Annotated in this window: 8 protein-coding genes and 1 pseudogene; 5 read left to right on the forward strand and 4 right to left on the reverse strand. The window is 48.7% G+C overall.

Features of this window, described 5'->3' with window-relative positions; genetic code table 11:
- Window positions 1–57 precede the first annotated feature (57 nt).
- Complete coding sequence (gene hisIE / locus QUA56_RS31360) at window positions 58–708, reverse strand: bifunctional phosphoribosyl-AMP cyclohydrolase/phosphoribosyl-ATP diphosphatase HisIE (protein WP_333366293.1); 651 nt, start codon at window positions 706–708, stop codon at window positions 58–60.
- A 355-nt stretch (window positions 709–1,063) separates the two neighbouring features.
- Here hisIE and hemL point away from each other — a divergent pair, with 355 nt between their 5' ends.
- Entirely contained in the window at window positions 1,064–2,362 is a 1,299-nt protein-coding gene (hemL, locus tag QUA56_RS31365; protein WP_333366296.1) for a glutamate-1-semialdehyde 2,1-aminomutase, read from the forward strand.
- A 568-nt stretch (window positions 2,363–2,930) separates the two neighbouring features.
- Here the strand turns inward: hemL and QUA56_RS31370 are convergent.
- Window positions 2,931–4,163, reverse strand: coding sequence for a glycosyltransferase family 4 protein (locus tag QUA56_RS31370; protein WP_333366300.1), 1,233 nt, complete (start codon window positions 4,161–4,163; stop codon window positions 2,931–2,933).
- A gap of 378 nt (window positions 4,164–4,541) precedes the next feature.
- Window positions 4,542–6,860 carry an IMS domain-containing protein gene (locus tag QUA56_RS31375; protein ID WP_333366304.1) on the reverse strand — a complete coding sequence of 773 codons (2,319 nt, stop codon included), beginning with the start codon at window positions 6,858–6,860 and terminating at the stop codon, window positions 4,542–4,544.
- A 445-nt stretch (window positions 6,861–7,305) separates the two neighbouring features.
- Here QUA56_RS31375 and pdhA point away from each other — a divergent pair, with 445 nt between their 5' ends.
- Complete coding sequence (gene pdhA / locus QUA56_RS31380) at window positions 7,306–8,343, forward strand: pyruvate dehydrogenase (acetyl-transferring) E1 component subunit alpha (protein ID WP_333366307.1); 1,038 nt, start codon at window positions 7,306–7,308, stop codon at window positions 8,341–8,343.
- A 108-nt stretch (window positions 8,344–8,451) separates the two neighbouring features.
- Window positions 8,452–8,907, forward strand: a complete 456-nt coding sequence (locus QUA56_RS31385; RefSeq protein ID WP_333366310.1) for a clan AA aspartic protease — start codon at window positions 8,452–8,454, stop codon at window positions 8,905–8,907.
- Window positions 8,908–9,039: 132 nt separating this feature from the next.
- Here QUA56_RS31385 and QUA56_RS31390 read toward each other — a convergent pair.
- A pseudogene (locus QUA56_RS31390) lies at window positions 9,040–9,150 on the reverse strand (IS5/IS1182 family transposase); the annotation flags it as partial.
- A gap of 260 nt (window positions 9,151–9,410) precedes the next feature.
- Between QUA56_RS31390 and QUA56_RS31395 the strand changes: the two are divergent.
- Complete coding sequence (locus QUA56_RS31395; protein ID WP_333366313.1) at window positions 9,411–10,625, forward strand: NAD(P)/FAD-dependent oxidoreductase; 1,215 nt, start codon at window positions 9,411–9,413, stop codon at window positions 10,623–10,625.
- 165 nt (window positions 10,626–10,790) lie between these two features.
- Window positions 10,791–11,810: an RRXRR domain-containing protein gene (locus QUA56_RS31400; protein ID WP_333366316.1), complete on the forward strand. Its 1,020-nt coding sequence runs from the start codon at window positions 10,791–10,793 to the stop codon at window positions 11,808–11,810.
- The last annotated feature ends 192 nt before the right edge of the window (window positions 11,811–12,002 follow it).

Here is a 12,002-nt window from a genome sequence, read left to right on the forward strand (position 1 = left end):
TGCCCAATGCCCCATGCCCCATGCCCCATGCCCCATGCCCAATAACCAATAACTAATTTATTTTCGCCGATCGCCCAATTTGCGGTAAACCGCCCTCAAATCAACTTGATGGTGAGCCAAAGCAACCAAAGCGTGATAAAATAAATCCGCAACTTCTCCAGCGATCGCCTCTTTGTCGTCATCTTTGCAAGCCATCACAACTTCCGCCGACTCTTCGCCAATCTTCTTGAGAATCTTGTTGTCGCCGCCCTCGAACAATTTACAAGTATAAGAACTTTCGTTCGGGTTGTCCCGCCGATCGCAAATTACCTCAAATAATTGAGAAAGCATATCTCCCGGCGGCGGTACAATTTCTCCGTCAACTTGGTGAAAACAGCTTCTTTCTCCGGTGTGACAAGCAATATCTCCGACTTGTTCGACTGTCACCAGCAAAGCATCGCTATCGCAGTCGTAACGCAGCCCTTTGACATTTTGAACGTGTCCCGAAGTCGCGCCTTTGGGCCACAATTGGGAACGAGAACGACTCCAAAACCAAGTTTGGCCGGTTTCCAGGGTTTTTTGCAGCGACTCCCGGCTCATCCATGCCATCATCAACACCGTACCGTCCAAATAATCTTGGACGATCGCCGGTACCAAACCTCGATCGTCGTAACGAATCTTTTCAATTGGGATCGATCGGCTCAAACTCGATAAATCAGTAGCAGACATAATTTTATTTGAACGTTGTAATATACATTAACGCTTTCTTGTCGGAGATTTTTTTTTATTAACCGCAGAGAACGCAGAGGACGCAGAGGAAGAGAAGAGAGGAGATTTAGGAAGTGATGGACAAATTGTCAAGAACTATTTTACAAAATATTACACTTTACGGCTATTCCCTACGGGATAGCTTCGCTTCACGGTGCTAGTGCGACAAAGCCCGAAAAACCCAAGCTAGTATTGCTACTTATTCGTTTGTCCCCTAGAATCTACTAGCATAGTTTCCTTAAATCGACCTAACCTTTATCCTGAACTGGCTATAAAATTATCCTACCAACAACAGACGTTCACTAAGGAGAAAACATTGGTTTCCACAACCTTGAAAACCACCAAATCGGAAGAAATATTCGCGGCCGCCCAGAAATTGATGCCCGGTGGCGTCAGTTCCCCCGTGAGGGCATTCAAATCCGTAGGCGGACAACCCATTGTATTCGATCGAGTCAAAGGAGCCTATGCTTGGGACGTTGACGAAAACCAATACATCGACTACGTAGGCACTTGGGGCCCGGCTATCTGCGGCCACACCCACCCGGAAGTCATCAAAGCCCTGCACGAATCCTTAGAAAAAGGTACGAGTTTCGGCGCACCTTCGCTGTTGGAAAACGTGCTCGCGGAAATGGTCATCGATGCGGTTCCCAGCATCGAAATGGTGCGATTTGTCAATTCCGGCACCGAAGCCTGCATGGCCGTTTTGCGGCTGATGCGAGCGTTTACCGGGCGCGACAAACTGATTAAATTTGAAGGCTGCTACCACGGGCACGCCGATATGTTCCTGGTAAAAGCCGGTTCCGGCGTCGCCACCCTCGGCCTTCCCGACTCCCCGGGCGTGCCAAAATCAGTTACCGCCAACACCCTCAACGCTCCCTACAATGACTTGGAAGCAGTAAAAGCTTTATTTGCCGAAAATCCGGGCGAGATAGCAGGCGTAATTCTCGAACCAGTTGTAGGTAATGCGGGTTTTATTACCCCGGATGCAGGTTTTCTCGAAGGTTTGCGGGAAATTACCAAAGATAACGGTGCTTTGTTAGTTTTTGATGAAGTAATGACCGGTTTCCGCATCGCTTACGGCGGAGCTCAGGAAAGATTCGGCGTCACCCCGGATTTGACAACTTTGGGTAAAGTTATCGGCGGCGGTTTGCCGGTGGGAGCTTACGGCGGACGGCGGGATATTATGGGGATGGTGGCTCCTGCTGGGCCGATGTATCAAGCGGGTACGCTTTCGGGTAATCCTTTGGCGATGACTGCTGGGATTAAAACTTTGGAATTGCTGCAAAAACCCGGTACTTACGAACAGTTGGATAAAATTACGAAAAAACTGTCCGACGGATTGCTAAAAATTGCTAAGGAAGCCGGACACGCAGCTTGCGGCGGGCAAATTAGCGGGATGTTTGGCTTGTTTTTTGCGGCTGGCCCGGTTCACAATTACGATGATGCGAAGAAATCGGATTTGACGAAGTTCAGCCGCTTTCACCGGGGTATGTTGGAACACGGAATTTATCTGGCTCCTTCGCAGTTTGAGGCTGGATTTACTTCTTTGGCTCATACTGACGAAGATGTCGATCGAACTTTGGCTGCCGCGCGCGAAGTGATGGCAAGTATTTAAGGTCTTTAGTAAGGACTTTAGTCCTTAAAACTCAGGGATGAAGGATTGAAGTCCTTGCTGTTTTTTGCAGTAAGGACTTTAATTTTTAAATGATATTAAACCCGCGTTATATCAACTCCGGTAGCATCGGAATTAATATTACCCACAGTCAGGACACGGCAGTGCCGTGTCCCTACAATAATCGGGGTAGGGACACGGCACTGCCGTGTCCGAACTATCATTCCGATGCAACCGGAAACGATATTAAAAATGCCTTTATAGCAATCCTTGCAGCCGTCGTAATTTTTTTACCCCACCCCAACCCTCCCCGAAGCCGCTCGCTCGGGAGTAAGAAATTCACAAATGATGCGAGGATTGCTATATAAGACAATACGCTTGGGATAAGAACACTCTGATTTCCTTTCAGAGGTCTGTATTTTCTATAAATTTGTGAGAGTAAATTTGTCTGATCTCGCTAACCCAAGCTTATTGTATCAGCAATAAAAACGATTTAAAAATTCATTTAAAACTTGGGTGGAGGAGAGCCGAAAAAACCCTAAGTTCCTATGTTGGGATTGAAACGCGCCAACTACAAAATTATTGGCTCAAAAATAAATTTCTCCATCCTCTCGCTATTTTTATCTCCCACAATAACCTCAAGCAATCGATCGACTGCGTGTCTCCAAGTAAAATTCTCAGCTACAAAACTCGGGCCCGCAACCCGAGCTTTCGCAGCTAATGCAGGTTGTTCGATCGCCCCCTGCATCAAATAAGTCAAATGTTCCCACTCAGGAGCTAAGATAAATAAGGTTTCTCCGTCAATCGCCACAGCCTTAAATTTACTTTCGATCCGCTGTGCAAAATCAGATCGCGTAAAATCATCAGTCGGGCCGCCCTCCGTACAAATTATCGGCAAACCGCAAGCCGCAGCTTCCAACACAGGCAGATTAAAACCTTCTGCAAGATACGGAGAAACATAAACATCTGCTGCTTGGTAAAACTCAGCTATTTGAGCAAAAGATAGCTGGCTACCAGTATAAATTAATCTCGGTAAAACTCTCGCTCTTTCCGCATCGTCGAGGACAACTCGGCAGGCTTCAGCAATCTCGTCTCTCGACGGATAAAGCAGTTCAGAACCTTTTAAAACTAATCTCGCATGGGGATATTTGTCAACTACCGCAGCGAAGGCTTTTAATAAAGGGCGAATGCCTTTGCGATCGGTTTGCCCTCCGATGTTTAAAAATATAAAATAGTTTGACCACCCGAAACTTTGGCGCAGTGATTGACGCCGATCGCCCGCAGCAGGATAATAAATCTGAGGATCGACTCCCAAAGGTACGACGGCAATGCGATCGGCCTCAACTCCGCTGCGAATTAAGCCGGCTTTTGACCACGCCGATGGTGTAATAATTTTTACTTCTGAGTTAACGGGGGTTTGGGCGATCGACTTAACACCCATCGCCTGCAATATTGAACTGGTAACAATCCCCCATTCTGTGGCTGCAAATACCCAAGTTTGAGCGCTGCTGGAGGCCGAGAAGTCCCACGGGCAGTACATTCGCAGGGTAACATCCGCTGACTGATTTACCGCAGGGCTCTTAATGCTGCGGAGTAATGTTTCATTTGGGCGATCGAACAAACTAATTTTCGTCTCCCAAGCTGCGTCAATGTAGGGCATATCGCGGTGGAAAAGCTTTATTTCTCCTCGCGGGCGATTCCCTACGGGATAGCTGCGCCGCGCGTGCATTTCCAGCAGTTGAAATTGATTGGCTACGCAGTAGGAATGATAAATAAAACGCCAGCCTTCAACAATAATCTGCAATTCACAACTCCCGGTTTAGGAATTAAAATACTTTTGAGTTATGATATCGTTTCCGGTTGCATCGGAATCATAAAATTGAGTCAACAGTTAACACTCAACCATTCAGTTTTTCGACCCCGATTCAACAGTCAACTGATTTTAGATTTTAGATTTTAGATTTTAGATTTTTAACAGTCAACAGTCAACCGATTTTAGATTTTAGATTTTTAACAGTCAACAGTCAACCGATTTTAGATTTTTAACAGTCAACAGTCAACAGTCAACAGTCAACAGTCAACTATTTCGGAGGAGTGCAACCGGAATTGATATGAGTTAATATTTTACGATTTAAAACTCAAAACCGCGCAGCGTTGCGAACGAAGCGCGGCCATCTTAAAACTACTTAATCACTTGCCAATCCATAATCCGCCACTGTCCGTCTTGGCGGATCAAGTCGTAGCGCACGCGCAGGTTTTCGTTGCGGGAAGAAACTAGCCGATCGGCATCGAACACTTCGGCTTTTTCCGCTACTTGGGCTTCTACTTCGGCGCGATCGGGATTAGTCGGATTCGCCTTAACTCCTTTAACTTGCAGCTTGTGTACGTAACGCTGGTGCGCGTTGTTTCGCTCTTGAGCGTCTGCCATCAATTGCCAGCGAGACAAAGCCGGTTCTGTCAGAACTTGCTTTAATTCTTCGACTGTGTGGTTGGGGCCCAAAGCGGCTGCTTTCGCCGACAGCCAGCCTTGAACTATTTGTTCCGCTGCTTCCTCAGTGATTGGTCCCGACACCGGGGCCGCGGCGCTCGGCTCTGGGGCTGCGGCTAATGCAGGGATTTCTACGGGCGGTGCTTCCAGGCCGATGAGGGCTTGATCTCCTTGGAGGGATGGGCCCGAGAGGGCTTGCAGGGCGCTCGCCAACAGACTGAGTATCAACCACAGGAGTAAGAGACTCAGGACACCTGCGACTACAAGCAGAGCCAGCCTGTTTCGAGGCATGGACTTGACTTGGGCGGAAATTTGTGCTGCGGTGCTGCGGGCCCGATCGACCAAATCCCCTGTTAGCGCCTTGCCGGTTGCTCCGCTGCGCGCTGAATGTTGGCGCCTGCGTTGTTTGGAAGTTGAGTCTGCGGGGTGTCCCGCCGTAGCTGTCGGGAGAGAGACGGTGGAGCCAAGGATCGGCGCGGTCGCCGTTGCCTGGTATTTCGGGCTCTCGGCTGCGGTGGAGGCGTCGGCCGGTACGGGGGTCAAGGTGACGGTACTGGCTCCCTGCTTGGCTGTTGTGGGTGGCTGTGGGGGTGCGGGCAGGCGATCGCCGACGGGTTGCAGTCGCCCCTGGGGCTTGCCCGAGCGGGGCTGCACGACGACCCATTCGTTGGCGGTTTCTGCGTCAAGCGGCAAAGCTTCTAGATAAGCTTGTACTTTCGGGTCGGCAAAGTAATCTTTCAAGGAGACTGACTGGTTGGCCAAGTCGCGGAAGTGGGGAAACACTTCTTCTTGCAGCCAGTGTTCGGCGTACAAGCACAGTCCGGGCAACAAATCTGGAGAATCTTGGGAATGTTCGCGAATGAAGGCGAGGGGTTCTTTTTCCGAACTCAGTTCGAGGGCTCTGCTGGCTTCTTCTGTCTGGCCCAGCAGCAGGGAGCACACGGCTTTTTCCAGGTGAACGTCTTGGCGGCGGCCGAGCTGCATCAGCATCAGCTTGGCGCGGCGGATCATCGATGGCTGTCTGGCGGCAAATCCTTGGGCTAACAGAGTGTAGACCGAGAGATAAGTGGCGACTGCGGAGGGGCGGCCCGCTTCGGCTTCAAATAAAGCCTGCTGCTCGCTGCTGGTTAGGTGTTTACGCATTTGCTGCACGAACCGGAGGAAGTCTTCTATTCCTAAACCCGATCGATCGTCTCCCGAGCCGTCGATGCCGCCCCGTTCTTGGAGCATTTCTCGCAGAATTTGCAGTCCCCGGCGACGTTCGGCGACTTTTTCTTCGGGGAGGGATAGTAGCTCTAAAATGTTGTACGGACGGAGTTTGTATATGTCGGCTTGCATTTCACCCCTCACGCTTGGAAATAGGCTTTCGCGCAGCAGCAGTTCTTGGCCTGCTTCTAATGAATTTGCAGCATTTTCGTACTGACCTTGCTGCCACTGTTCGCGGCCGAGTTCTAGACAGGCAAGGCTGACGGTTAAAACTATATCTGGCCGCACGAGCTGCGGGTCGCCGAAGCGGCCTTCGGCGATCGCGATGCTGCCATTGTTGAGATACGGGCGACCCAGCTTCTGTACGAGTTCGTATTCCCCCAGTTCTTGCAGTACGAGCAGGGCTCCTACGAATTGGTTGTCATCGATTTCAATACTTGGAGTGTGGGGGTCGGGAGCAGCCTCTAAAGCTTTGGACTCTGCCGGAGCGGTTTCTCCTGCGTCTTGCAGGACTGTGGCCGTACCTGCTGAGGTTTTCGACCTCTGGTGCTTGGCTTCCAGTGCGGCTTCCGACTCTCGATCGTAAGTTTTGGCTAAAAAACTGGCATCGTAAGCTTTGCGCCCCTCTGAGTCTGACAGAACGGCGCAGGCTTCATCGAGCAGTTGTTTGCGGGCGACGATCGCAACTTCGGAATACTCCCTGCGCGGAAGCTGTAAAGTTCGATCGCGGTGAGCCTGCTGCAACTGTTCGGCAGTAGCTTGAATCGGTAGACCCAAAATCCGGTAGTAATCTAGTGGAATTAACACTACGTCCACTTCCCCAAAGCGCTAGCAACTGAATTAGCCTATCTTAAGTGACATACTCCCGCAAACCAAATCAAAAATTCTGGTGTTGGCTTCCAACCGCCCCATTCACGGTATGTTGGACTTGCCGTAGAGATACTCTGATTTTTTTCCCTCTACAGCGTTTTACAGTGAGGAAAATAAAAAGCCCCACTGCCCGTCAGCTAAATGAGTTGTGTGACTCTCGAGCATTTTCGGGTTTGAGAGTAATGGAATTATATCATTCGTTTGCATCGGGTTTAGATGGGAGTTGGTTCTCCGACTCGGGCCAATCCGCCCCGCCTGCCAAACTCATTTTAACAATTGGTGAACTGCTGCACAAAAAAGGTGCGATCGTTTTCTGCTGCGGTTGTGTCCCATCTCGGTTTAAATTTAGATGTCTAGGAAGCCGATCGGGTATTAATTATTTATGGTTCAGGAACGAACTTTACCAGTTTTTGACGCGCACAGCGTCAACCTTTCTCGGGATGAGGGTTTGATGCTCTACGAGGATATGGTCTTGGGGCGCTACTTTGAAGACAAGTGTGCTGAGATGTACTACCGGGGCAAAATGTTTGGTTTTGTCCACTTGTACAACGGTCAGGAAGCGGTGTCTACTGGGGTGATTCGATCGATGCGCCGGGATGACACGGATTACGTCAGCAGCACCTACCGCGATCACGTTCACGCTTTGAGCGCGGGCGTGCCGGCGCGGGAGGTGATGGCGGAGTTGTTCGGGAAGGAGACAGGTTGCTCGAAGGGCCGCGGCGGTTCGATGCATATGTTTTCGGCCGAACACCGGCTGTTGGGCGGTTATGCTTTTGTGGCTGAGGGGATTCCTGTAGCTACGGGGGCGGCTTTTCAATCGAAGTACCGCCGCGAAGCTTTGGGAGATGAGAGTTCCGATGGCGTAACTGCTTGTTTTTTTGGCGACGGTGCTGCGAATAACGGTCAGTTTTTTGAGTGTTTGAATATGGCGGCTTTGTGGAAGTTGCCGATTATTTATGTTGTGGAAAACAACAAATGGGCGATCGGGATGGCCCACGAGCGAGCTACTTCTGACCCGGTGATTTACAAGAAAGCTCATGCTTTTGGCATGGCCGGTTTTGAGGTTGACGGGATGGATGTTTTGGCGGTGCGGGAAGTAGCGAAAGAAGCTGTTGCTCGCGCTCGCGCCGGCGAAGGGCCGACTTTGATCGAGGCTTTGACTTATCGCTTTCGCGGGCATTCTTTGGCAGATCCAGACGAGTTGCGTTCTAAGGAAGAGAAGGAATATTGGTTCCCCCGCGATCCGATTAAGAAGTTGGCTGCTGATTTGATCGATCGAACTTTGGCAACTGCTGAAGAATTAAAAGAGATCGAAAATAAGATTCAAGCAGTAATTGATGATGCGGTAGATTTTGCTGAGAAAAGCCCCGAACCCGATCCGAGCGAATTGTATCGGTTTATCTATGCTGAAGATGAGTAATCTTTAGAGATATTTTGCCTGCGGTTGCAGCCACGGTTTTCACCGGTGGCTGCTGGAATTTCAAGCTAGAATCAAAGGTAGACTTTCTAGACAAAAAGAGAGGGCGATATGATAAATCTCGATCGCGATCTAACTCAAGCCAGCAAAAATATGGGTGCAGTTCGAGTCAAAGTCAAGCTAACGAATGCCATTGATGAAGCCTTAGTGAGTCGAGGAGTGCTCAATCCAAATCTGTTGCGCGTGTACGAAGCAGAAGCACTAATAGATGATAGTGGCGCAGTCAGAACTGCGTTACCTGCGGATGTAGTAGAGCAGCTCGGTTTAAGAATTCGGAGTCAGGCAATAGCAAAATATGCTGATGGCAGACAAGAAACAGTGGGATTGACTGGGCCTATTATCATTGAACTGGAAGGGCGCGAGACAATTGAGGCGGCAATGGTTTTAGGCGATATGGTGCTAATCGGTCAAACTGTGTTAGAAACTTTAGATTTGCTAGTAGATTGCAAAAATCAGCGTCTAATTCCCAATCCCGAAAATCCCGAAAGGCCTGTATTGAGAGTTTAATACTAAATCCAGCTTAAATACCTCCTTGATTTATTTCACATCTCCCAAAATATTGTACGAGGTGAGTGGAAAAATTTATGTACAATTATTGTAGACTTTTTTTAGATTTTTTAAGCTGACCTACATCAACTTTTAAACTTTATTGAGTTCATAATTATAGAGTGCAGCTATCAGATTAAATCTTAATCCAAACCGACAGTGGCGATTTCTATATCGACTCGATAAAATCCTAAAAACTTTTAGTTTCCCTTGATTGTGATAACTTAGGGTAAAACTATCCTACTACATTTACAGCACTTTGACCCCGCGCGATCGTTGCTATACACGGTTGTTACAGGTCGCGATCGCGCCCGCATACTTTTGCAAGAGGTCTCTTTTATAAATGAGTGCGTGAGTGTATGATTGTCAAGCAGAACCTACATCATCTCGCACGAAGCGCGATTAGCTTCGCTAGTGCCCAACGCAATCGCTTTTGTCGCTGCTGTTTTTAGCCGTATCTAAAAATGACTGAAACCCCAACTTTCGATATCGCCATTATTGGTGCAGGACCAGGCGCACTATCTGCCGCTCATGGGCTAGCCAATTTAGGTTTTTCGGTAGGTGTGTTTGAACGAGCTAGAGCTTTACGTCCCATCGGCGCTGCCCTAGGGTTGGCCGAAGCCGGGTATAAGGCATTGGCTCTCATCAATGCCGATCTCGCTACCCAAGTTCGTGCCGCTTCTGCCAACCCACAGCGACAACTGCTGATGAGACCCAATGGCGAGGTTCTGTTTTCTGATGAATCCCCCTTGGCGGGTACTCCCTTTACTTGGCTCGCGTGGTATAACCTACAAAGCTCATTGCACAACACACTGCCACCTACCGTATCCCTTCACCTAAACCATAAGTTTGTCAACTTCACTAAGGTTGCCGATCCGTCCAAGGCTCCCTTACGTTTGCACTTTGAGAATCAGCCCGATGTTGGCGCACGACTGTTAATTGGTGCCGATGGGTATCACTCCGCGGTTCGCGGTCTTACCGTGGGAGATGGTGCGCCTCTGTACACTGGAACCATGACTTGGCGAGGAATCTTGCCCCGTCAAATCCTAGCCCCCCTCGCTGAACCCTTTGCAGAAGGGGCTGGTTTTCAACTGGTGGTCGGAGACCAGAAAAATTTTTGGATTATGGATGCAGGACCCGAGGTACTGGCTTGGACAGGGACTGCACTCCATCCGACTACAGAGAAGAGTACCGATGTTTTAGCTATGGTTCTCCAAGTTTTTGACCAATGGACTCCCTTTGTTGAAAGGGTTATTCGAGCAACTGACCCTACCACCATTGTAGAAACTGGCGTGTTCGATCGGGAACCAGTATCCCAATGGGGAGATAGAGAGAGAATCACCTTATTAGGGGATGCCGCTCACCCGATGCGACCATCCTTGGGATTGGGGGCTACTATGGCATTTGAGGATGCTGTTGCTTTAACAAAAAAACTCAAGGGGCTGAACTTGCAGGATATTCCTTCTGTTGCTCGAGCTCTTACGGACTATGAAGAGGAACGGATTGCGATCGCCACACCGTTACAACTCAAAGCAAGGCAAGGAGGAGAAGCATCCCATGCCTCGGATCAAGCTGACCAACTCAAGACAGGCTTTGAATTAGCCTTAGCTGCTCGCAGACACAAGGAGGTCACTAACCCCACCCTAAAGGGATGGGGCTTGCTGGAAACCAAGCCATAGGTAGAAAGCAAGCGTAAGTAGGACTAGACACAGGTTGAGAAACCTAATTAGGTAACTGGGAATGGCATCCCAAACAACGTAGTAGACGCCTCCCTAATCCGCTACCTCTTGGTTACTGAATGTCGAAGGGATTTATACAGCTAGGCTTACCGCCAAACTTAGACTATGCAATTTGTTCCAGTAGTCGATTCAAATCAACGCCCACTAATGCCAACAACACCCGCCAGAGCGGAGCGTTGGATTAAGTCGGGGAAAGCTACACCATTCTTTCGTAAAGGGATTTTTTGTGTTCGCTTAAACGTTGAGCCTTCTAATCGTGACATACAACCCGTAGCTATTGGAATCGATCCCGGTTGTAAGCGTGAAGGGTACACGGTTAAGTCAAAAGTTCACACATTCCTAAATCAACAATTTCATGCTGTCGATTGGGTGAAAGATGCTGAAGAGTCTAGTACCAATGCGCGACGTGCAAGGCGTAATCTAAAAACGCCATATCGACAGAATCGCCAGAATCGAAAACGAGGCGGGATTCCTCCTAGCACTAAAGCACGTTGGCAATTCAAAATTCGAGTAGTAAAAGTTATCGCAGCAATCTACCCCATATCACACATAGGAATTGAAGATATTAAGGCGATAACCAAAAAAAATTGTAAGAAATGGAATAGGTCATTCTCCCCGCTTGAAGTCGGCAAACAATGGTGTTATTCCGAATTGGAGAAAGTTGCACCTGTCACTCTGCTTGACGGCTACAAAGATACTTATCTGACTCGCCAAGAGCTAGGTTTAAAAAAATCTCAAGATAAGCTGTCCAGTAGTTTTAATACTCATTGCGTTGATTCTTGGGTGTTAGCTTACTTACTTGTAGGTGGCGCTCCTGTCCCAAACAACAAGATAGTGATGGAATGTAAGCCAATCCGCATTTATCGCAGGCAATTGCACGTTTTCAATCCTGGTAAAGATGGATATCGCCGTCCTTACGGTGGTTCTATTTCTCAAGGATTGAAACGTGGGGGGATTGTCAAACATTCCAAATATGGAAAGTGCTTTGTAGGTGGTGAGGACACCAAAGAGTTCCGCATTAGCTTACATAGTCTTGACACAGGAAAACGCTTGTGCCAAAACGCAAAGCCCACGGACTGTAAGTTCCTTGCTTACAACTCGTGGCGAATTGTAAAGCCGTCCTAAAAGGACGGGGTTTCAACCCATTTTTCTGATGAACATATAGCCTTTCTCAGGTAGATGAGGTATGAGTATTAATTGGTAATGGGAGTTGTTAGGTGCTTACCTCACGCAAGCTACATAACCCACATTCCGCAGTTCTGGCTTTAATGACTAAGGATTATCATACATTCAGTGTAGGAAAAATATCTGTGCCTA

The sequence above is a fragment of the Microcoleus sp. N3A4 genome (assembly GCF_036701805.1).
Lineage (GTDB): Bacteria > Cyanobacteriota > Cyanobacteriia > Cyanobacteriales > Microcoleaceae > Microcoleus.

Excerpts from the sequence above, each read along its gene's own strand:
- hisIE (WP_333366293.1), bottom strand. The coding sequence starts at position 708 with ATGTCTGCTACTGATTTATCGAGTTTGAGCCGATCGATCCCAATTGAA.
- pdhA (WP_333366307.1), top strand. The coding sequence starts at position 7,306 with ATGGTTCAGGAACGAACTTTACCAGTTTTTGACGCGCACAGCGTCAAC.
- QUA56_RS31385 (WP_333366310.1), top strand. The coding sequence starts at position 8,452 with ATGATAAATCTCGATCGCGATCTAACTCAAGCCAGCAAAAATATGGGT.
- QUA56_RS31395 (WP_333366313.1), top strand. The coding sequence starts at position 9,411 with ATGACTGAAACCCCAACTTTCGATATCGCCATTATTGGTGCAGGACCA.
- QUA56_RS31400 (WP_333366316.1), top strand. The coding sequence starts at position 10,791 with ATGCAATTTGTTCCAGTAGTCGATTCAAATCAACGCCCACTAATGCCA.